The following is a 20,239-nucleotide window of genomic DNA, read 5'->3' as shown; positions in this document are numbered from 1 at the left end:
ACTTCCTTTAAGGTTGGTTTTGGGAGGCTATCAAAATCGGGTGGTCAGTTCCGTCAGTGCGGCCGGGGAGTGATCCACCAGCCATGCTTCCATGGGCTTGTCAATGCCCGTCACGATCATGATGGAGAGGGCGAACATGATGCCACCCAGAATGGCCTTGCCCGCCTTGCCTGCCTGCATCATGCTGCCGCGTAGCCGCAGCATGACGCCGCGCGAAACATAGGCGAGGCCAACCACGGGCAGAGCCGCACCTATCCCAAACACGGCCATCAGTAAAGCCACTTGTGTCAGGTGCGAGCCCTGGCTGGCCAGCAGGACTGCTGCACCCAACGTGGGCCCCACGCAAGGGCTCCAGACGACGCCCAGTAGCAAACCGACAGCAAACTGACCCTGCAGGCCATCGGGCCGCAGGCGGGCGATGGCGCTGTTGCCCGCGTCGCCCAGGCCGGACGTCGCGCTGGCGAAACGTTGCTGCAATGGGCTGGACATTAGCACCAGCCCGAGCAGCCCCAACATGATGGCTCCCCCATTGCGAAACAGCGCCGGGTCGATATCGAGGGCCGCGCCCGCCCACGCGAGGGTGGTGCCGACCAGCGCGTAGGACAGGGCCAGCCCGCCCGCCAAGGCCAGCGGGGCGCGGGGATGGGTATTGACGGCCGAGCCCAGCAGAATTGGCACGATGGGCAGTACGCAGGGCGACAGCGTCGAAAGGAGTCCGGCCAATAGGCCGAATCCATAGGAGCCGGGTCCGAATTCCATCAGTTCGCCGCCTTCCTGACTAACTCCTCAATGCCGTTGGGGCTGGTGTCGCCGACCGACCGGCCCACTTCCCGTGCGCCCTTGAACGCGATGAGCGTGCTTTGTGAGGCGACCTTGAATTCCTTGCGCGCCGCTTTACCGGTGTCAAAGTCGATGGTCAACAGGGTGACGTCCTTGTACGCGGGCTGCTGCATAATGCGCTCCAGGATGGGCTTTTGTTGGCGGCAGGTGGGGCACCAAGTGGCGCGGATGTCGAGCAGCACCGGCTTTCCTTGAGCGGTCAACTGATCGAACGTGGTCTGGCTAAACGGGACGATGTCGCCGGCCATGGCCAGCGAGGCCTGGAACAAAATGGTGAGCAGTGCGGTGATTCGAGCGATCTTCATGCTTGGCTATCCTTCATAGACGTTGCCGGCGCCAACGTGGCGGGCCATTGGAGATTTGCATATCCATTAGTCGTTCGACGGCCACAATCCTTACACTGGCTCCGCATTGCGGTTAGACTTATTTGAGCAGGCTTGCTATGCCGCCAACCTTGCGCCAGACAATGCGCCCGTCCTTTCCAACCAGATAGAAAACCGGGGTCACTACCAGGCGCTGAAGGTTGTCCACCTCATCGGGAGCCGCGCGCCAAGCCACGGGAAAGGAAAGCGGAGTTTCCTTCAGGAAAGCGGCGATCTTGTCTCTGTCGCGGTCTAGGCCGAGGGCGACAAAGTCAACTTTGCCTGAACCGTTGGCCCGATAGTAGCGGTCAAGCACCGGCAGCTCGGCAAGGCAGGTGGGGCACCAGGTAGCCCAGATCATCACCAGCACCGGCTTCCCGTGGTGGTCGTCGATATCGAATCGCGAGCCATCCATCAAAGTGGCGCGCATGGCGACCCGCAGGCCATCTTCGGACGGCAATTCCGCCGCGTGGCTGGCCAACCATAAGCCGGCAAGCATGGTCAGGGTCGCCGCTCGTCGTATCAGGACACCCATTTCAAGATCACTTTCAGGCGCAGTCGACCAGCGAGGCGATCTGGCGGTCGATATCGATAGACATGGACGACAATATTTCCGCCGATTCGTTTTCCAATAACAAGGGCGTCTGGCGCAACGCCAGCTCCCGCAGCGTTTTGTCCCGTTGTGCGAGCAGCCTCTGTATTTCAGATCGAAATAGCACCAGCATGGCCTTAAGCCAGTCGGCGACCGCCCGGTGGTGCTCAGTGTCGACACTGAAACTATCTAGCAATTTCAGCGTAGCCTCGGCGGACAGAAGGTGGCCACCGGTCACCCATCTATTGACCGTGAACAGGCGAATCGGCACACCTGTCTCGTTGACGGAAATGCACAATAAATTGACTGTGGATGCATCCTTGGCGGGCGCGGCGTCCAGCGCGGCGAGGAACCGTTGCTCCGCAAGTTGGTCAACGCCTGCCGCGTGCTGTTCCATGCGCGCGAACAAGTGGAAATGACCATGTTCCAGCGATGGGTCGCGATCCAGCGGAGAGTGGGAGTGATAAAAGAATTGATAGCCTAGCGCTTTATCAATCACGTCGTCGGCCGGATAGTGTTCCCATTGGATAGGTGGGCCACCTTCCATTAAACCGGACAAAAGGTGCCCACCGCTCGCTTGCAGCGAGCAATAGCAACTTATCAAACTTTCAGCGGCGATGCGCATGCGCTCCAGTTGCGGCGGCTCGAACTGCTGCCGGGCATGGTGCTGGCGTGATCCGTTCATGTCGGTTGCCCTTAAAATGAGGCATGCCGGACCAACAGGTCCGGCATGCCGAATGGACTATCAGTGCTTCGCGCCACACTTTGGTGCGCACTTCGGTGCGCATTTAGCCGCACATTTTGGTCCGCATTTCGGACCACATTTGGCATTGGCCCTCGCGGCACATTTGGCGCCGCATTTCGGGGCGCACTTGCCCTGGCACTTTGACTTCTTCTTGACGACTTTCGCCGGGGCGCATCTGGCGCCGCATTTCGGCATGTTCTGGTCACCGGCATAGGCCGCCGCCGGCAGCGCCAGGGTTGCGGCCGTCAACGCGGCGATGGAGAGTTTGGTAAAGGCTTTCATTTTATTCCCTTCGGAAGTTATAGGTTGCAAACTGTCAGCCCGCCCGGGCGCACGATCACGCCCTTGCAGGTTGACTGATTAGTCGCAGCGGCGGGGTGACTTGTTACAGTCTTCCTGCTCCATTACAAAAATAGTCCAGTGGAACAAAAATTCAGGGCTCAGCTCACCGGTGACTGTAATAAACGGCTGGGTCGTGACGACAATAGGGCATATACATACCATGGAAGAAAATCACAATGAACACAGCGCTTATCGGAATTATTGGTGGCAGCGGTCTGTACCAAATGGATATGCTGTCGGACGCTCGGGAGCATGATCTCGACACACCATTTGGCCGTCCGTCCGGCATCATCGTCACCGGACGCGTGCATGATGTCCCTGTCGCTTTTCTGCCCCGACATGGGCGTGGGCACGGGTTGATCCCATCCGAGGTTCCCTATCGAGCCAACATCCATGCGTTGAAACAGCTGGGCGTGCGTTACATTATTTCCGTCTCCGCTGTCGGTTCCTTGCGCGAAGAATACCGTCCGCTCGATGTAGTATTGCCCGACCAGTTCGTGGACCTGACGCGGTCGCGCGCAGGTACTTTCTTTGGCGATGGCGCCGTGGCGCACGTCTCGATGGCCAACCCGATCTGCGCCGCCGTGGCCGATGCCGTTGCGCGCGCCGTCAACGAGCTGCGCGCCACCGACGACATCCGGCTGCATCGCGGCGGCACCTATGTTTGCATTGAAGGCCCGCAGTTTTCGACGCAAGCGGAATCGCACTGGTATCGCGGCATGGGTGGGGCCGTGGTTGGCATGACTAACATGCCGGAAGCGAAGCTGGCCAGGGAGGCGCAGATCGCCTATGCGACCATGTGCATGGTGACGGACTTCGATTGCTGGCATCCGCGCGAACCCCACGTTACAGCCGACATGGCGATTTCCAATCTGATGAGGAACGCGGAGCGTGCGCAGCACATTGTCGCCGCCGCGATACGACTGATCGGCACCGAAACGCCATGTTCGATCGCGCATGACGCATTGACCTGTGCCCTGGTCACCCAGCCCGCGTCGATGGCCGCGACCACAAAACAGCGGTTGGCATTGATTCTGGGTATCGAAGGCTAAGTGCGCTCGCGCCAGACGGCTATTTGATCCAGATCACGGTAGTGAAGGAGATTTGTAAATAGTGTTTGTGACTATCGAAACGCATAAGGGGTGCGAAGTCGACATGATAGCTCAGACGACTTGATGGGTGACTGCGTTCGGCCGAAATCCTGTGGTTAGACCCGCTCTCGTGTTTGACAGTTTGCTTAACCATATTCGCGCCCCGCAAAAGGAGTGGGTAAATGATGAAGATTTCTAATTTAATATTTGCCCCGGTGAGCGCGGTGGTTGTGCTGGCCCCGGGATATGCTTGGGCTCAGCAGCCGGAGGTCGGAAGATATGGATGTGGCGCCAATATGATGGAGTGGAGCGGGGGGTACGGCATGATGTTCGGTTCGCTGATGATGTTCCTTGTCCTGGCTCTGGTGATCGCGGTTGCCATCTTGCTCGTGCGCTGGCTTCGCGGTCCCTGGCACCCAATGCAGTCGTCAACCCATGCCCCACCGCCGGCGCGCACGGCGCTCGATATCCTCAAAGAACGTTATGCGCAAGGCGAGATTGACAAGTCTGAATTCGACGAGCGCCGCCGCACATTGGGTGACTGAATCGGTGCGGGAACCTGCTAGTGGCTGCCGCCAGACTCGCGTGTGCGACTGGCCAGGGGAGGGCAAGGTTGTCACCGATTTGGCGCGCCACGACCATGCGCATGGCAGGAAAAGCCGTTAGGCGCCGCCCACTTTACAATTTCGCCATCGCCTGAGGGTGCTGAATGCCGGTAGCTCGAACCGTTGGCGTACCAGTTCCTCGATGATAACGTTAATGATATCGGCCAGTTCCTGCTTCGTCTGTGCGGCTTCCGTTGCGGCGTTCAAAATGGCTGCGTGTGTCTCGCCCGTGATTGGCCTGATCTTGGCGTAGGCCCGAATTGTCTCCATGCACCTGACGCGGGAATGGTGCCGCTTCTCCTCTTCAAACAGGTCGCGGGCCGCGACGGAACGCATGCCCATCCTTTTTCCGAGAAAAGAGACGATAGGCGCCGGAATTTCGTGGAGCATCGGGAAGTAGCCAAGCCTCAGAACCGTTTTGAGCAGTAGCGCCAGGTAAAGCTTGGCGGCCGGGGACTTGGCGTCGCGACGGATAAACTTGTTGTCCTCGGCACTGGGCGAATACACGTCCTCAAGTTCGCGTTGTGTCAGTTCGGGCTTAAAGCGTGGATACGCAGTTTCATGAATGCTGCTCAAGACCAGGGCTCCCATGTGGTGAAGCCGCGCCGTCGTTGTGCCTGACAGAGTTCAGGCGATGTATCGCTGGTTCGGCCGTTCATCGTCGCAACGCACGTTCTTCCAAGGTTGGTAATTCTATATTGATAAGACTGCTCTTTGGTAACTTGCCAGACATAATTTCAACTCCCGGATATCTGCGTGAGCGTGTGCGCGGAATACCTTCCGCTTGGCGCAAGTTAGCGCATTCTGACAGCGACGACGACACCCGACAGGAACGTGATTGCAGCGATCAAGCATACGGCACTGACCACGCCGTACAAGTCGGCCGTTACACCAGCCAGCAATGCGCCGATGGCATACCCGAGATCGCGCCAGAAGCGATAGACGCCGACGGCAGACGCGCGCCAGACCGGGTTGACAACGTCGCCAATGGCCGCCAGCAGCGTCGGATACACCATGGCCGTTCCGATGCCCAGCAGCACCGCGCCCGTCGCATACCATGCGAACGAAGACAGCAGCGCTATGGTGGCGATACCGACTGCCTGTACCCACATTCCCGCCACGATCAGCCCCTTGCGGCCGATGCGGTCCGACAACGCGCCGGTGAACAGTTGGGATACACCCCATACGGTCGGATAGATCGCGGCGAGCGTCCCGATCTGAGTGAGCGTCATGCCTGCGCCGGCAAATACGAAGGGAAACAATCCCCACGCCATGCCGTCGTTTAGGTTATTGACAAGTCCGGCCTGACTGATCGAGGACATATCGGGATCGAGCACGCTGGTCCGCCAGAATATTGTGCGCTGCGACGGCATACTGACCGCACCCGGCGACGGAGCCATTGCGGCTTCCAGGTGCGCGTAGCCGCGCGTCTCGGTTACGACCAAGACCGATAATAGCAAGCCAATCGTCGCAAACGCGGCGCCGAGGTAAAACGGCTGCGGCCGCAAACCATAATTGGCGGCAATCCAACCTGTCGCCAGCGCCGCCGCGCCGACCGCGAAGTAGCCCGCGAATTCATTGATTCCCATCGCCATGCCGCGATTTGATGGCCCTGCGAGATCGATCTTCATGATGACTGTGGTCGACCAGGTCAGCCCCTGGCTCACACCAAGAAAAACATTCGCCAGCAAGATCCAATTCCAGGTCGGCGCCCACATCAGCAAGAAGGGAACGGGGGCGGCGATTAGCCAGCCGATCACCAGAACAATCTTGCGCCCGTATGCGTCTGAAAGACGGCCGGCGAAATAGTTTGTGAATGCCTTGCTCAGACCGAAGACGACGATGAACGACAGGATCGCCGTGTGCGCGACCAGTTTGAATTCCTGCTCGGCGATTGCGGGTAAGATGCTACGCTCCATGCCGACCATAGCACCGACAAAGGCGTTGACAATCACCAACAGGGTGAATTGCCGCCAGTTCGCCCGCAAACCGAGAGCAACGGCGGATTGGGGCGCTGGTGTGGACGACATTGCGTTCATGTAGTCAGGGACTTGATGGCGAGTCACAGATTGTGCTCGTCGTATGCTAAAGTCATTGCCGTTGCGCCATAAAAGGCACTGCGGCGATTCTCAACGTATTTGGATGGATTTGCAGGATACAGCCACGTAGCGACGATCAAAAATCGCCCCACCATGCCCGGCTCAAGATTTACACGATCTCTTGCAGCTTTTATGGCGGAAAGAATTCGCTCATCAGGTTCGACTTGCAATCGTTGGGCGCCGCCCAGGAGCAGGGCAGTTGTATAGGGCGTGCGCCCCATGAGGTCCGCCATGCAGTCAGCGAACGTCGAGTTGTCCACGGCACAGATAGGCCGGGACTCACCGGCGGATCGTGCGAACAGTACCCCAAGGTGCTCCAGCCCATCACCATGCATCAGTCTCGCCGCATCTTCAACGACCACACGCACCCCGCCAGTTTCTAACATGGGCGCTAAGTCCCAGAAGAACTGAGCGGACTCGTCGTTCGAGCGCACTTGAACAAAAACGCCGGAATCCAACCCCATATCAAGCGGGCCAGGAAACTGCAATTGCTTAGCTAGCTGACGTGCGTTCAGCGCGAAGGAATCTCTCATATGTTTATTGAAGAAGCTAAGGTCGGTGACATGTGCCAGGCTTTGGCCGGTTCAAAGCAGAGGTTTCCGATAAATTCGTGATGAATAAACATAACATCCAACGGTCTTGATTTGGGCATAGTGTCCGCGAAGGAGAGCTGTTAGTTATCCCTCCTTGAATGCGACTGCCGCCGCTACGACCAAATCAATTCCTCCAGCCTCAAGTGCTTTAATGGGTGTCTGTCCATCTAAGGACAGCCGGGGATTGGTGAAAAATTGCCACTTACTTGCGCCGGGGAGACGACCTAAGCGTAAGCTTACTGCCTCCAACAACGTGCGATTGAGGTGCGTCGATGCATAAAATGCAGGATAGAGTCGACCGTTGACACCCTCCACGGAAAAGGTCCGGCAGCTTGCTTCAGCATCAAGGACAGCTTGGGGAGTTACACCCAGTAGCTCGGCCATGCGATCGAGCTCGACTAGCTGACCAGAAGAAGATAATTCGACAATGCGTTCGCGCTCTTTTGCCGCGAACTCTGCAAGGAGCCGTTTGTTTGGTTCCGGGATTGATTCCATGTTTTCTATCGCTGAGGACTTTTATGTGGGAGCCGACATATTGGGATAAATTATGACATGGGGCAGCTCAAAAAAGGCAATGAGCTGCCCCATCCCACTGTCAATCGCAACACGTGTACCTTCTCGTCACGCGGCAGGTGCTCCGGCAAAGGGCGGCGCGCCGAGGAGCCCTTGCTGATAGAGCCGGCGCCAATTGAACACCTGGTTGGCATTGCTGTTCCATTGTTCCTCAAACCCCGTACTCACCAATTTGAGGACTTTGATCTTGTTGGCGCTAAGCATCCGAATGATGGTGTGGTACAAACCGGGAGAGCGCGCCATGTTGGGACTTAGGGGCACGCTAACGGTGCTCAGCTCGGGCTGCATTGACCGAGGAAATCTTGAGGGGAACGGCGCCAAACCAGAGGGAGCACATCACCCCTCAAGTAAAGGCAATGTATTGGCGCGGCGCATAACAAGGCGATTCTTTATTACATTTTCGCTTATGTGCTATTTCTGGCCTTATCCCGGCTGACCCTCCTCAGGGCAGAAAGACCTGCGACAAATAGCTAGAACGGGAAGTTCTCAAAAGTGCTCGCTGTTGCAAAAGCGTTCAGAGTCGGGTGATTCGAGGGCAGCTGGTGCTCATGATCACCGTTCAAGGTGATCACCCTTCCGGACTGCTTGATCAGGAAGGGCGGATTACGCAATCAGGTGTTCGACGAAGGCGAGGATGGCTCGTTAGCCTGAGAATTCAAACGCTTACAAAAACTTTTACCTTTTCGAGGGGATGGGCATAAATAGCCAAATACGCACATGGCCTGGCGCGGGCGCTGACGGATGGCGGCGCCCAGGTGTACGAGCAAAGCCGGGTGACGCGCATCGTGCGCGAAGGCGCGGGCTGGTCGGTGCGCACGGCGCAGGGCGCGGTGCATGCGCGCGAGGTGGTGGTGTGCTGTGGCGGCTACATCGAACGGCTGTATCCGAAGCTGGCCAGCGCCATCCTGCCGATCGCCACCTACGTGATGGTGACGGAACCGTTGGGCGATCGCATGACGACGGCGCTGGAAACCCAGGCCGCCATCTACGACACGCGCTTCGCCTTCGACTACTACCGGCCGCTGGCCGACAGCCGGCTGTTGTGGGGCGGGCGCATCTCGATCCGCGACCGCGGCGCGGCGGATGTGGCGCGGCTGCTGTACCAGGACATGCTCAAGGTCTATCCCCAACTGGCGGGCACGCGGGTCGATTACGCGTGGAGCGGGATGATGAGCTACGGCCGCCACAAGATGCCGCAACTGGGACGTTTGCCGGAAGGGCTGTGGTATGGCATGGGCTTCGGCGGGCATGGCGTGGCGCCGACCACCTTGTCCGGTGAAGTGCTGGCGCGCGCCATCCTGGGCGAGCGCGCCGACCTTGACCGCTTCAGCCAGTGGGGCTTGCCCACCACCGGCGGCCATGCGGGACTGCTGGCCGCGCAGCTCACCTACTGGTACTACGAGCTGCGCGACTGGATGCGGCAATAGAAGGACTTCGGTGTCAGACTTCGGTGTCAGGTCTGTCATTCGGACACTGGAGACGCATCTTTGATCAGTCTCAAGGCGTCCTTTCAAAAATTGCAGCGGCTCGGGTCACGGTTTCAACTGAGTCCGGGCCTGCCGGGCCATTTCGGGCATGGAATTGGAAAAGGTGCGTTGTTTTAGCTCAAAGGATAGTCGTTTGTGTCTGAATGACAGACCTGACACCGAATCTCGGCCGCCGCGCCATAGCGGCGCGGCGGAACGATGCACTTAGAACCAGGCTTCCACCTGCAAGCCGGCGGAGGTGCCGCTGGTGTTGCTGCCAAAGACAGCGCCGGAGTTGTTGTTGGCGTTGACGGCCGCGCGGGCGGCGTCGTTCCACTTGCCATAGGTGATAAAGGCGCGCAGTTCCGGACGATCCCAGTAACCTTTGCCGGCCGTGATGGTGGGCGCGAACGTCAGCTTGGTCAGGCGCAGCGTGTCCGCGCCGGGTTGGGTGACGCGGTGCGTGCCCAGTTCCATCTGCAGCTTGAAGTGGTTGTTGAGTGCATAGGCGGGACGGGCGCCCAGCGTGGTCCAGGTGGTCGAGCCGTTGGCGTCGGAACGGTCGTGCTGGACCAGCGCGACGAACTCCATGCTGAATTCCGGCGTGGGCTGCACCACCAGGTCGTCGAAGATGCGGCTGCGCTTGACGTCGGAGTTGAGCAGGGTGCTGCCGGCCGCGCCCATGCGGTCGTTGCCCACGCCGATGCCGGTGCCGGGACCGACACCGTACTGCAGGCCGAAGGTATTGCCGCCACCGAAGACCTTGTCCTGCTTGTGCAGCGCCGTCAACTGCCAGCCGCCGTGGCGGCCGTCGCCCTGCGCCGTGATCAGCGAGGCGGCGATGTCGATACTGCCGTTGGGGTTGACGGGCAGGCCTTCGTAGATCAGGTTCTGGCGGATGGCGGCGTCGGTGTTGCTCACCAGGCCGGTCTGGGGATTGATGATGTTGCTGTCATTATCCTTGAACACGGCGTAGCTGAATTTGCCGGGGCCGGCCTTGACGCCGTCGATACCGCCGCCGGTGCCGTTCAGGTTGATGTACTGCAGATCGAGCATGTGGATGTCGGGACGGTAGTAGTAGCGCTTGCCGATCCAGGCGATGCCGCCGCCGAGGAAGTCCAGGCCCTTCGCTTCCACGTAGGCTTTGGCCAGTTTCAGCTTGGCGTCACCGAAGTCGGAACCGGAGTTGTATTCCGTGCCCCACAGCGTGGCCACGAAGCTCACGCCGTCGGCCGACTTGGCCACTTCCTTGGTGTAGCCACCCTCGAAGTAGGCGTCGCACTCGTTACCGAGGCGGTACTTCATGGTGTTGCCACCCAGGCCGTAGCAGGCCTGAGGGCCGTGGCCCGAGCTGGTGCCAACCCCGGCGCGCAGGTAGCCGTGGAAGCCTTCCTCGTCGTGGCCAGCATCGGCGCGGGCAGCGCCGGCGGCCAGCGCCGCCGCGATGGCCAGTGGCAGCAGTTTCAACATCCCTTGGTTCATGCCTTATCTCCCTTTTTTAGTGTTGTGGTGAGCAGCACCACGCTCTGTGAACCTGATGGTCCAAATCCGGGTCTTGCGATGAAACGGTCAAACAGGGTGTACCTGGCTGATGGCGCGCTCCCAGCTGTGCATGCGTTCCTGGGCCTGGGCTCTGTCCATGGACGGTTCGAACACACGTTCGACGCGCCATTGCGCGGCCAGTTGTTGGCGGTCGCGATACACACCGGCGGCAAGGCCGGCCAGGTAGGCCGCGCCCAGCGCCGTCGTTTCCGTCACTTGCGGCCGCAGCACGGGGATACCCAGCAGGTCGGCCTGGAATTGCAGCAGCAGGGAATTGGCGCAGGCGCCGCCGTCCACGCGCAGTTCGGTAATTGGCGTGGCCGCGTCGCGCATCATGGCCTGCAGCAGGGCCGCACTTTGGAAGGCGATACCTTCCAGCGCGGCGCGCGCGATGTGAGCCTGGGTCGTGCCGCGGCTCAGTCCCAGTATGGCACCTTTGGCTGACGGCACCCAGTACGGCGCCCCCAATCCTGTGAAAGCTGGCACAAAAACAACGCCACCGGAATCGGGCACGGAACCGGCCAGCGCTTCCACTTCGGCCGTGCTGTTAATGGCCTTGAGGCCGTCGCGCAGCCATTGCACGACGGCGCCGCCGACGAAGACGCTGCCTTCGAGCGCGTACTGGCGCGTGGCGTCCGACTGGCAGGCGGCCGTACTGATCAAGCCATGCTGCGAATCGGCGCATTGCGTGCCCGTGTTGAGCAGCATGAAGCATCCGGTGCCATAGGTGTTCTTGGCCATGCCGGGCTCGAAGCACGCCTGGCCGAACAAGGCCGATTGCTGGTCGCCCGCGATACCGGCGATGGGGACGGCGGCTCCCAGCCATTGCGCGTCGGTGGCGCCGTACTGGTGGCTGGAGGGATGCACTTCGGGCAGCACTTCAGGCGGAATGTCGAGCCAGGCCAGCAGATCCTGGTCCCAGCAGCCTTCATGGATATTCCACAGCATGGTGCGGGCCGCGTTGCTCACGTCCGTCACGTGCAGGCGGCCGCCCGTGAGGTTCCAGGCCAGCCAGCTGTCGACTGTGCCGAACGCCAGTTCGCCACGCGCGGCGCGTGCGCGGGCGCCGTCCACCTGGTTCAGGATCCAGTTCAATTTGGTGGCCGAAAAATAGGGGTCGAGGATCAGGCCCGTTTTGCGGCGGATCGCTGCGGCCAGGCCGTCGGCGCGCAGGCGGTCGCACAGCGCTTCGGTACGGCGGTCCTGCCACACGATGGCATTGAAGATCGGGCGGCCCGTGGCGCGTTCCCACACGATGGTGGTCTCGCGCTGGTTGGTGATGCCCAGCGCGGCGATGTCGGCCGCGTTGATGCCAGCCTTGGCCAGTGCGGCGCGGGCCGTGGCGAGCTGACTGCTCCACAGCTCATTGGCATCGTGCTCGACCCAGCCGGGCTGGGGAAAATGTTGGGTGAATTCCTGCTGCGCGGAGGCGATGATTTCGCCGCTGTCGCGGAAGACGATGGTGCGCGAGCTTGAGGTGCCCTGGTCCAGTGCCAGCAAATAGGCCATAGTAATTCTCGTCCTGCGAATAATGAGTTGGAGCTGAAGGGCCAGGTCTTGCGGCCTGGCCCTGCGGACGCGGGCGCGATTAACGCACGCGGCCTTCCTTCCACGCCTTCAGCAGCGTGTCATAGGCGATGGTTTCGCCCTTCGGCTTCTCGTTGGCCAGCTTGGCCCACGGTGCGCCGTTGTTGCTCAGCCAGGAGGCTGGATCCTTCTTGTCGTTCAGCTTCGGCGTGCAGTTCTTCATGCCTGCGCGCTGCAGGCGGGCCATGATCTGGTCCATCTCCTCGGCCAGGTTATCCATCGCGCCCTGCGGGGTCTTCTCGGCCGAGATGGCCGTGGAGACGTTCTTCCACCACAGCTGCGCCATCTTCGGATAGTCCGACACGTTGTTGCCGGTCGGGGTCCACGCCACGCGGGCCGGGCTGCGGTAGAACTCGATCAGGCCGCCCAGCTTGGGCGCCATCTCCGTCATGGCCTTGGAACGGATGTCCGAATCGCGGATGAAGGTCAGGCCCACCAGCGATTTTTTCAGCGACACGGTCTTGGAGGTCACGAACTGGCCATACAGCCAGGCGGCGGCCATCTGGTCCGGCGGCGTCGATTTCAGGTAGGTCCAGGAACCCACGTCCTGGTAGCCGTTCTGCATGCCTTCCTTCCAGTACGGGCCGTGCGGGCCGGGCGCCATGCGCCATTTCGGCGTGCCGTCCTTGTTCACCACAGGCAGGCCGGGCTTGGTCATGCCGGCCGTGAAGGCCGTGTACCAGAAGATCTGCTGTGCCACCTGGCCCTGGGCGGGCACGGGGCCGGCTTCGGAGAAGGTCATGCCCAGCGCCTCAGGCGGTGCGTAGTGCTTCATCCAGTCCAGGTATTTGGTGAGCGCATAGACGGCGGCCGGCGAGTTGGTCGCACCACCGCGCGCCACGGAGGCGCCCACCGGCGTGCACTTGTCGGCGGCCACGCGGATGCCCCATTCGTCCACCGGCAGGCCGTTCGGGATGCCCTTGTCGGCGGTGCCGGCCATCGACAGCCACGCATCGGTGAAGCGCCAGCCCAGCGATGGATCCTTCTTGCCGTAGTCCATGTGACCGAACACCTTCTTGCCGTCCAGGTCCTTGACGTCGTTGGTGAAGAAGGCGGCGATGTCTTCATACGCGGACCAGTTCTGCGGCACGCCCAGCTCATAGCCATACTTGGCCTTGAACTTGGCCTGCAGGTCCTTGCGCGCGAACCAGTCGGCGCGGAACCAGTACAGGTTGGCGAACTGCTGGTCGGGCAGCTGGTACATCTTGCCGTCCGGCGCCGTGGTGAAGCTGGTGCCAATGAAGTCCTTCAGGTCCAGGCCCGGATTGGTGTATTCCTTGCCGGGGCCGGCCATGTAGTCGGACAGCACCACGGTCTGGCCGTAGCGGTAGTGGGTGCCGATCAGGTCCGAGTCGTTGACCCAGCCGTCGTAGATGGAGCGGCCCGATTGCATCGAGGTCTGCATTTTTTCAACCAGGTCGCCTTCCTGGATCACGTCGTGGATTACCTTGATGCCGGTGATTTCCTCGAACGCCTTGGCCAGCGTCTTCGATTCGTACACGTGGGTGTCCAGGGTTTCGGATACGACGTGGATTTCCTTGACGCCCTTGGCCTTCAGTTTGGCGGCGGTGCTAATGAACCAGTTCATCTCCTCGATCTGCTGGGCGCGCGACAGGGTGCTGGGCTTGAACTCCGTGTCGATCCATTTTTCCGCCGCCTTGCTGTCGGCCCACGCGTTGCTGGACAGTGCCAGCACGGCCGCTGCCACGAGACTGAGCTTGAACGCCGCTTGAGTGCTTCTCTTCATGTCTTCTCCACTTGTAGTATTGCCTTCCCAGGGACTGCCGCAATGGAGACGGAAGGGTGTCTCTTCTTGCTGGAACTTCTAGCCAGTCAAATCGCCAAGACTGGCAACTTGATAACGCTACGGACAAAAAAAACTACGCCTTGGCCATGATCACGACCAGGGCCAGGAAACCCAGGCCGGCGGCGATCCACTGGTTCATCTCCGTGAACGCCACCCAGGCCAGGTTGATGTAGGCCGCCGTCAGCAGGCCAATGAACAGGCGGTCGCCGCGCGTGGTACGCATGGGCAGGAAGCCCTTGCGCTCCACCGTGGGCGAGCGCAGCTCCCATACCGTCATCCCGGCCAGCATCAGCACGATGCCGGTGAAGAAAATGGCGATCGGCGTGGTCCACGCCATCCAGGCAAATGTCATTTCCATCTCAAACCCTCCCCATGGCGAAACCTTTGGCGATGTGATTGCGCACGAACCAGATCACCAGCATGCCGGGGATCAGGGTCAGTACGCCGGCGGCGGCCAGCACGCCCCAGTCCATGCCGGCGGCCGACACGGTGCGCGTCATGATGGCGCTGATCGGCTTGGCGTTGACGGAGGTGAGCGTGCGCGCCAGCAGCAGTTCCACCCAGCTGAACATGAAGCAGAAGAAGGCCGTCACGCCCACGCCGGCCTTGATCAGCGGCAGGAAGATGCGCAGGAAGAAGCGCGGGAACGAGAAGCCGTCGATGTAGGCCGTCTCGTCGATCTCGCGCGAGATGCCGGACATGAAGCCCTCCAGGATCCACACGGCCAGCGGCACGTTGAACAGCATGTGCGCCAGCGCCATGGCGATGTGGGTGTCCATCAGCCCCACGGTGGAGTAGAGCTGGAAGAACGGCAGCAGGAACACGGCCGGCGGCGTCATGCGGTTGGTCAGCAGCCAGAAGAACATGTGCTTGTCGCCCAGGAAGCGGTAGCGCGAGAAGCCATAGGCGGCCGGCAGCGCCACCAGCAGCGACAGCACCGTGTTCAACGCCACGTAGATGATGGAGTTGATGTAGCCGTTGTACCAGGATGGATCGGTAAAGATGGTCTTGTAGTTGTCCCACGTGAGCTGGTGCGGCCACAGGCTGAACACCGACAGGGTTTCCTCGTTGGTCTTGAGCGAGGTGTTGAGCATCCAGTACAGCGGGATCAGCGTGAAGCCCACGTACAGCATGAGCATCAGCGCGCGCGGCAGGCGGTTGGCCTTATCCATGGGCGGTCTCCGTGGTGGCGGCGCTGTTGCCTGCGCCTTGCATCCAGTTGTAGAGCACGAAGCTGAACAGCAGGATGATGAGGAAGTAAATCAGCGAGAACGCGGCCGCCGGTCCCAGGTCGAACTGGCCCACGGCTTTCTGGGTCAGGTACTGGCTCAGGAAGGTGGTCGAGTTGCCAGGCCCGCCGCCGGTCAGCACGAAGGGCTCCGTGTAGATCATGAAGCTGTCCATGAAGCGCAGCAGCACGGCGATCATAAGCACGCCGCGCATCTTGGGCAGCTGGATGTGGCGGAACACGGCCCAGCGGCTGGCGCCGTCGATCTGGGCGGCCTGGTAGTAGGCGTCCGGGATCGAGCGCAGGCCGGCGAAACCGAGCAGGGCGACCAGCGGGGTCCAGTGCCACACGTCCATCAAGAGCACGGTGAGCCAGGCATCGCTGTTATGGGACGCGTAGTTGTAGTCCACGCCCAGCAGGTTGAGCGCGTAGCCACCGAGGCCGATGTCGGCACGGCCGAAGATCTGCCAGATGGTGCCGACCACGTTCCATGGAATCAGCAACGGCATCGACAACACCACCAGCGCGACCGACGACTTCCAGCCCTTGGATGGCATGGACAGCGCCAGCGCCACGCCCAGCGGAATCTGTACCAGCAATACGCATAGCGAGAAGACGAGCTGGCGCAGCAGCGCGCCGTGCAGGTCCGGGTCGCGCATGATGGCGCGGAACCATTCCAGGCCCACGAATACGCTCTGGGTCGGGCTGATGATGTCCTGCACCGAGTAGTTCACCACCGTCATCAGCGGCAGGATGGCGGAGAAGGCCACGCACAGGAACACCGGCAGGATGAAGAACCACGCCTTGTTGTGATAGGGTTTGTTCATCCCGCTATCCTTTCATCGTTGCAGAAGAAGATGGTTTCCGGACGGGCCAGGCGCAGCCAGTGGCGGCCGGCCTGCACGTGGACCGCGCTATCGAGTCTGGCCTTGAGCGGATGGCCGGCCACCGTGCCTGTCACCAGCTGGCAGGTGCCCAGCTGCTGCACTTGCCAGATCTCGGCCTCCAGCGCGCCGGCGCTGCCGGGCGCCGCCAGTTGCACGAACTCGGGACGGATGCCGAGACTGACCTTACCGTTCGCGCCTTTCAGCGCGGCCACGGTGGCCGGGTCCACGGCCAGCCGGTGCTGGCCAATGTGAACCGCGTCCGCCTCGCCATTCAGGCTGACAGGGTAGAAGTTCATGCCGGGGCTGCCGATGAAGTAGCCGACGAAGGTATGGTCGGGCCGTTCGAACAGCGCGTCCGGCGTGCCCTTCTGGACGATTTTCCCGTTCGTCATCACCACCACTTCATCGGCGAAGGTCAGTGCCTCCACCTGGTCGTGGGTGACGTAAATCAGCGTCAGCTTGAGCTGCTGGTGGATCTGCTTGAGCTGGCGGCGCAACTGCCATTTCAGGTGCGGATCGATCACCGTCAGCGGTTCGTCGAACAGGATGGCGGCGACGTCCTTGCGCACCAGGCCACGGCCCAGCGAGATTTTCTGCTTGGCGTCGGCCGACATGGCGGCCGCGCGCACCTTCAGCTCGTGCGTCATGCCCAGGATCTCGGCCACTTCATGGACGCGCTGGTGCACTTCCTTCTCCGGCACCTTGCGATTCCGCAGCGGGAAAGCCAGGTTGTCGTACACGCTCATGGTGTCGTACAGGACGGGGAACTGGAACACCTGCGCGATGTTGCGCCCGCGCGTGGGCACCTGCGTCATGTCCTTCCCGTCAAACAGCACCTGGCCATGTGAAGGCACCAGCAGGCCGGAGATGATGTTGAGCAGGGTGGACTTGCCGCAGCCCGATGGGCCCAGCAGCGCGTAGGCGCCGCCGTCTTCCCACACCATGTTCATTGGCTGCAGCGCGAAATCCTGCGGGCTGCTCGGGTTGGCGCCGTAGGCGTGGCCCAGGTCGCGGAATTCAATGCGCGCCATGGGCGGCCTCCTTGGGTGCGCGCAGCAGCGCACCATCTGCGTCGAAAATGAACAGGTGATCGGGGCTGACGCTCGCCTGCACGGCCGCGTCCAAGCTGGCCGCGTACACGCCCGGCACTTGCGCCACCAGGCTGGTGGCGCCCTGATGCAGGTGGACGTAGGTTTCGGAACCGCTCAATTCGGCCAGCTCCACCGTGCAGTCGATGCGGTTGGCGTGGCTGGCGTCATCGGCCAGGCGCACGTGGTGGCAGCGTACGCCGATCTTGCATGGCTGCGCGGCCGGCAGGTCCAGCGCCGGCGCGGCCACGGACAGGGCGGGGCCATTGGTCAGGCGCACGCTGCTGTCACTCTCGATGTGGCCATCGAAGATGTTCATCGGCGGATCGTTGAAGATGGCGGCGGCGCGGATCGAGGCGGGGCGCTGATAGACGGCCAGCGTGGGGCCGGTCTGCAGGATGCGGCCCGCGTCCATCAGCACTGTGTGGCCGCCCAGCAGCAAGGCTTCCTGTGGTTCGGTGGTAGCATAGACCACCGTCGTCTGGCCATCGGCGAACAGCGACGAGAGCTCCATGCGCAATTCCTCGCGCAGCTTGTAATCGAGGTTGACCAGCGGTTCGTCCAGCAGCACCAGCGGGGCGCGCTTGACCAGCGCCCGCGCCAGCGCGCAGCGCTGTTGCTGGCCGCCGGACAGGGCGCCGGGCAGCCGTTGCAGCAGGTGATCGATATGCAGCTTGGTGGCGATCTCGCGCACGCGCTGGTCGATTTCCGCCGCCGGGCAGCGCTGCAGGCGCAGCGGGGCGGCGATGTTTTCGTACACCGTCATGGCCGGGTAGTTGACGAACTGCTGGTACACCATGGCCAGGTTGCGGTCGCGGACGCTGACGCCCGTCACATCCTTGCCATCGACCAGCACGCGGCCATCGGTGGGGCGATCCAGTCCGGCGATCACCCGCATCAGCGAGGTCTTGCCGGCCTGGGTGGGGCCCAGCAGCACGTTGATGGTGCCGGGAACCAGTTTGAGATCCATCGGGTACAGGAACGTCTCGGCGCCAACTCTCAGGCTTATATCTTTAAGCTCTAATATCACTGCACGTCTCCTTGCGTTGATCGTTTATGCCGGCTGCTTCGCTCGCTCATGATTGAGCCACTGCGTCAGGCGCGCGTGGTGCTGCGGTTTTGCGTACAGGCCGCACTTGGTGCGGCGCCACAGGATGTCGTCGGCGCTGCGCGCCCATTCCACCTCTACCAGGTAGCGCACTTCGCGTTCGTACAGGCCAGGCGCCAGTTCCTCGCCCAGGTCGGCGATCTTCGTGGCGTCGCCCAGCATGTGCAGCAAACGGGTGCCGTAGCAGCGCGCGTAGCGCTTGGCCAGCTTGGCAGGCAGCCAGGGATGCGACTGGCCCAGGCGCGCCATGAACTGGTCGAACGCACCTTTGCGCACCAGGGCGCCGGGCTGTTGCAGGTCGCCGCCGGGGAGCGGCGCCGTGGCCGTCCAATCGGGCGCCGAAGTGCCCAGGCGCGGCTGCAGCATGTCCAGCGCTTCCTCGGCCAGCTTGCGGTAGGTGGTGATCTTGCCGCCCCAGACGTTGAGAAAGGGCGGGGCAGCTGGATCGCATTCGAGCAGGTAGTCGCGGGTGACGGCGGACGCCGATTGCGACGCGTCGTCCAGCAGCGGGCGCACGCCGGAATAGGTGCCTACCACGTCGGCCGCGCTGATCTGCTTGCTGAAATAGCGGTTGGCCATCTGGCACAGATACTCGACTTCACTGTCGTCGATGCGCACTGCACCCGGTTCGCCCGTGTATTCGAGGTCGGTGGTGCCGATCAGCGTGAATTCGTCCTGGTACGGAATGGCGAAGATGATGCGCTTGTCCGGATTCTGGAAGATGTAGGCGTAGGGGTGGCTGAACAGGCGTGGCACGATGATATGGCTGCCCTTGATCAGCCGCAGGCCGTGGCCCTTGCCGCCGCCGGCCGCGTTGGCCATCTGGCCGGCCCAGGGACCGGCCGCGTTGACGATGGCGCGCGCGTGCACGTCGATCCGTCCGTGGTCCTCGCTGTCCAGCGTCGCCTGCCAGCCCTGGCCTTGCTGCGCGATGGTCGTGCACTTGGTACGGGTGAGGATGGTGGCGCCCCGTTCTTGCGCGTCGAGCGCGTTCAGCACCACCAGCCGGGCGTCGTCCACCCAACCATCCGAATACACGAAGCCCTTGCGGTAGCTGCCCTTGAGCGGCGTGCCCGCTTCATGGCCGCGCAGCGAGATGCCGTTCGACGCGGGCAGGAATTTGCGATGCGCCAGGTGATCGTACAGGAACAGGCCCGCCCGTATCATCCAGGCGGGGCGTTGGCCGGCGTCGTGCGGCATGACGAAACGCAGCGGATGCATGATGTGCGGCGCGGCGCGCAGCAGCACTTCGCGCTCCAGTAAGGCCTTGCGCACCAGTTTGAATTCGTAGTACTCCAGATAGCGCAGTCCGCCGTGGATCAGCTTGGTGCTGGCCGAGGAGGTGTGCTGGGCCAGGTCGTGCTGTTCGCACAGGATGACGCTCAGGCCCCGGCCGATTGCGTCGCGGGCAATGCCGGCGCCATTGATGCCGCCGCCGATGATCAGCAGGTCGCAGCTGCGCTTGGCTGCTGGCAGGTCGTTAGTCATCTTCATGGGCGGCCCGCGGTCATGTTGCCGACGCATACCGGAGCGGGCGACAGCTGTTGATATCTGTTCATTTACTGATTCCTCATGTTGGATCCGGCGGACCCGACCACCGTTTTCCATGCCTGCACTTGATTTCGCGACAAGATATTGTTAGCTTTGTTAGCAAGTCTGCATTGCTTGAATGGCCATTGTACGC

Annotated in this window: 21 protein-coding genes; 3 read left to right on the top strand and 18 right to left on the bottom strand. The window is 61.7% G+C overall.

What is annotated here, in order from left to right; all coding sequences use genetic code 11:
- Positions 1-30 precede the first annotated feature (30 nt).
- The 4 genes from H3H36_RS02225 to H3H36_RS02210 all read right to left on the bottom strand — a co-directional run bounded on the left by H3H36_RS02225 (position 31) and on the right by H3H36_RS02210 (position 2,479).
- Positions 31-759 carry a cytochrome c biogenesis CcdA family protein gene (locus tag H3H36_RS02225; RefSeq protein ID WP_182213493.1) on the bottom strand — a complete coding sequence of 243 codons (729 nt, stop codon included), beginning with the start codon at positions 757-759 and terminating at the stop codon, positions 31-33.
- The gene (locus tag H3H36_RS02220; RefSeq protein WP_182213491.1) at positions 759-1,145 is read right to left on the bottom strand and encodes a thioredoxin family protein; all 387 of its coding nucleotides are present in this window, start codon (positions 1,143-1,145) and stop codon (positions 759-761) included. The genes H3H36_RS02225 and H3H36_RS02220 overlap by 1 nt, the downstream gene beginning before the upstream one ends.
- 118 nt (positions 1,146-1,263) lie before the next feature.
- On the bottom strand, positions 1,264-1,737 hold the full coding sequence (locus tag H3H36_RS02215) for a TlpA disulfide reductase family protein (protein WP_182213489.1): 474 nt from the start codon (positions 1,735-1,737) through the stop codon (positions 1,264-1,266).
- A gap of 13 nt (positions 1,738-1,750) precedes the next feature.
- Positions 1,751-2,479: a DUF6969 family protein gene (locus tag H3H36_RS02210; protein ID WP_182213487.1), complete on the bottom strand. Its 729-nt coding sequence runs from the start codon at positions 2,477-2,479 to the stop codon at positions 1,751-1,753.
- Between the two features lie 578 nt (positions 2,480-3,057).
- Here H3H36_RS02210 and mtnP point away from each other — a divergent pair.
- Positions 3,058-3,933, top strand: coding sequence for an S-methyl-5'-thioadenosine phosphorylase (gene mtnP / locus H3H36_RS02205; protein ID WP_182213484.1), 876 nt, complete (start codon positions 3,058-3,060; stop codon positions 3,931-3,933).
- 221 nt (positions 3,934-4,154) lie between these two features.
- The gene (locus H3H36_RS02200) at positions 4,155-4,517 is read left to right on the top strand and encodes an SHOCT domain-containing protein (protein ID WP_220459571.1); all 363 of its coding nucleotides are present in this window, start codon (positions 4,155-4,157) and stop codon (positions 4,515-4,517) included.
- Between the two features lie 117 nt (positions 4,518-4,634).
- Here the strand turns inward: H3H36_RS02200 and H3H36_RS02195 are convergent, their stop codons facing one another.
- The 5 genes from H3H36_RS02195 to H3H36_RS02175 form a co-directional block, all read right to left on the bottom strand.
- Positions 4,635-5,153 carry a DUF4158 domain-containing protein gene (locus H3H36_RS02195; RefSeq protein ID WP_182213481.1) on the bottom strand — a complete coding sequence of 173 codons (519 nt, stop codon included), beginning with the start codon at positions 5,151-5,153 and terminating at the stop codon, positions 4,635-4,637.
- A gap of 218 nt (positions 5,154-5,371) precedes the next feature.
- Entirely contained in the window at positions 5,372-6,607 is a 1,236-nt protein-coding gene (locus tag H3H36_RS02190) for an MFS transporter (RefSeq protein ID WP_375539563.1), read from the bottom strand.
- Positions 6,608-6,639: 32 nt separating this feature from the next.
- Positions 6,640-7,209: a hypothetical protein gene (locus H3H36_RS02185; RefSeq protein ID WP_182213476.1), complete on the bottom strand. Its 570-nt coding sequence runs from the start codon at positions 7,207-7,209 to the stop codon at positions 6,640-6,642.
- A gap of 144 nt (positions 7,210-7,353) precedes the next feature.
- Positions 7,354-7,764: a hypothetical protein gene (locus H3H36_RS02180; protein ID WP_182213474.1), complete on the bottom strand. Its 411-nt coding sequence runs from the start codon at positions 7,762-7,764 to the stop codon at positions 7,354-7,356.
- 126 nt (positions 7,765-7,890) lie between these two features.
- Entirely contained in the window at positions 7,891-8,085 is a 195-nt protein-coding gene (locus H3H36_RS02175) for a hypothetical protein (protein WP_182213471.1), read from the bottom strand.
- Positions 8,086-8,543: 458 nt separating this feature from the next.
- Between H3H36_RS02175 and H3H36_RS02170 the strand changes: the two genes are divergently transcribed.
- Positions 8,544-9,269 (top strand): NAD(P)/FAD-dependent oxidoreductase, encoded by a 726-nt coding sequence (locus H3H36_RS02170; RefSeq protein WP_182213978.1) that lies wholly within the window; start codon positions 8,544-8,546, stop codon positions 9,267-9,269.
- A gap of 264 nt (positions 9,270-9,533) precedes the next feature.
- Here the strand turns inward: H3H36_RS02170 and H3H36_RS02165 are convergent, their stop codons facing one another.
- The 9 genes from H3H36_RS02165 to glpD all read right to left on the bottom strand — a co-directional run bounded on the left by H3H36_RS02165 (position 9,534) and on the right by glpD (position 20,049).
- Positions 9,534-10,790, bottom strand: a complete 1,257-nt coding sequence (locus H3H36_RS02165) for a maltoporin (protein ID WP_182213468.1) — start codon at positions 10,788-10,790, stop codon at positions 9,534-9,536.
- A gap of 87 nt (positions 10,791-10,877) precedes the next feature.
- Positions 10,878-12,359, bottom strand: coding sequence for a glycerol kinase GlpK (gene glpK / locus H3H36_RS02160; protein WP_182213465.1), 1,482 nt, complete (start codon positions 12,357-12,359; stop codon positions 10,878-10,880).
- 79 nt (positions 12,360-12,438) lie between these two features.
- Positions 12,439-14,184, bottom strand: coding sequence for an ABC transporter substrate-binding protein (locus H3H36_RS02155; RefSeq protein WP_182213463.1), 1,746 nt, complete (start codon positions 14,182-14,184; stop codon positions 12,439-12,441).
- 133 nt (positions 14,185-14,317) lie between these two features.
- Positions 14,318-14,602: a DUF2160 domain-containing protein gene (locus tag H3H36_RS02150; RefSeq protein ID WP_182213461.1), complete on the bottom strand. Its 285-nt coding sequence runs from the start codon at positions 14,600-14,602 to the stop codon at positions 14,318-14,320.
- Between the two features lies 1 nt (position 14,603).
- Positions 14,604-15,416 carry a carbohydrate ABC transporter permease gene (locus tag H3H36_RS02145; protein ID WP_182213458.1) on the bottom strand — a complete coding sequence of 271 codons (813 nt, stop codon included), beginning with the start codon at positions 15,414-15,416 and terminating at the stop codon, positions 14,604-14,606.
- The gene (locus H3H36_RS02140; protein WP_182213455.1) at positions 15,409-16,299 is read right to left on the bottom strand and encodes a carbohydrate ABC transporter permease; all 891 of its coding nucleotides are present in this window, start codon (positions 16,297-16,299) and stop codon (positions 15,409-15,411) included. The genes H3H36_RS02145 and H3H36_RS02140 overlap by 8 nt, the downstream gene beginning before the upstream one ends.
- Positions 16,296-17,390: an ABC transporter ATP-binding protein gene (locus H3H36_RS02135; RefSeq protein ID WP_182213452.1), complete on the bottom strand. Its 1,095-nt coding sequence runs from the start codon at positions 17,388-17,390 to the stop codon at positions 16,296-16,298. The genes H3H36_RS02140 and H3H36_RS02135 overlap by 4 nt, the downstream gene beginning before the upstream one ends.
- Positions 17,377-18,477, bottom strand: coding sequence for an ABC transporter ATP-binding protein (locus H3H36_RS02130; protein ID WP_182213450.1), 1,101 nt, complete (start codon positions 18,475-18,477; stop codon positions 17,377-17,379). Before H3H36_RS02130 ends, H3H36_RS02135 begins: the two co-directional genes overlap by 14 nt.
- A gap of 24 nt (positions 18,478-18,501) precedes the next feature.
- Positions 18,502-20,049 carry a glycerol-3-phosphate dehydrogenase gene (gene glpD / locus H3H36_RS02125; protein WP_182213447.1) on the bottom strand — a complete coding sequence of 516 codons (1,548 nt, stop codon included), beginning with the start codon at positions 20,047-20,049 and terminating at the stop codon, positions 18,502-18,504.
- Positions 20,050-20,239 lie beyond the last annotated feature (190 nt).

It is taken from the genome of Rugamonas fusca (genome assembly GCF_014042365.1).
In the GTDB taxonomy this organism is placed as follows: domain Bacteria; phylum Pseudomonadota; class Gammaproteobacteria; order Burkholderiales; family Burkholderiaceae_D; genus Rugamonas; species Rugamonas fusca.
This window is presented reverse-complemented; position numbering and strand designations above follow the sequence as displayed.